Source organism: Burkholderia sp. Ac-20392, assembly GCF_017104585.1.
In the GTDB taxonomy this organism is placed as follows: domain Bacteria; phylum Pseudomonadota; class Gammaproteobacteria; order Burkholderiales; family Burkholderiaceae; genus Burkholderia; species Burkholderia lata.
On record NZ_JAAGPB010001043.1, the window covers coordinates 1 to 943 of the forward strand.

Consider the following 943-nt stretch of genomic DNA (forward strand, 5'->3'; position numbering starts at 1 on the left):
TACTGCATGTGCGTTCACTAGTATTTTAAATCGACGTAGACAGAGTGCGATGGGTGTTGTTATTTTTTATAACGCTACGCCCAACACCGAAAACCAACCCGAGATATCCACTCTTTCCCAACACGACGCTCTTCCGACCCCCCGACGATCAAAAACGGCCCGAGCTGCACGAGGCCCGGGAAGCCGGAAAACAACATCGACGCGAAACCGCACACGGACGTCAGCACGCCGAGCCGGATCGTCGGCCAGTACGCGGCGACCCATGCGCGCGTCGCGTCGGCCGGGCGCGCCGCGCCGTGCGTGCCGGCCTGCGCCGATTGCACGAACAGGTAGATTGAATAGTCGACGGCTTCGCCGATCAGCGTCGTACCGAAGCCGAGCGTCAGCCCGTGGACCGTGCCGAACGCGATGCTGACCGCCGCGATTCCCGCCGCGACGCCCGTCAGCACCGGCAGCAAGCCGAGCGCGAGCGTGCGCGGCGAACGGTACAGCGTCAGCAGCAGCGCGACGATCAGCACGACGCTGGCCGTCGACAGCCGTTCGACGTCGTGCCGGATCGTGTCGCGTGTATCGACCGAGAACACGCCGGGGCCCGTCATTGCGAGCGTGGTCGCGGCGGCGTTCGGCATGGCCTGCTGCGCGGCGGCGAACGCGCGGTGCACGGTGTCGATCGCGCGGGCCTGCGCGTCGGTATCGGAACCGGCGGCGGCCGTCTGCACGACGAGCACCGCACGGGTGCCGTCGCGCGACGCCCACACGCCGTCGCGGCTCGCCGGTTCCGCCACGCTGTCGAACTGGTCGACGAGCGTGGCGACTTCACCGGTCGGGTCGCGCGGCAGCATCGCCTTGGCCACGAGGCCGGCCGACGAGCTCAGCAGGTCGAGGCTGTCGCCGAGCGCCTGATGCAGGCCAGCGGAGCTGAAGCGTTGCGGCGTGACGCTCG

General features: G+C 67.9%; 1 pseudogene. It reads right to left on the reverse strand.

The window, feature by feature from the left end:
• Positions 1 to 140: 140 nt before the first annotated feature.
• Positions 141 to 943 (reverse strand): annotated as a pseudogene (locus tag G3N99_RS40665) (MMPL family transporter); the annotation flags it as partial.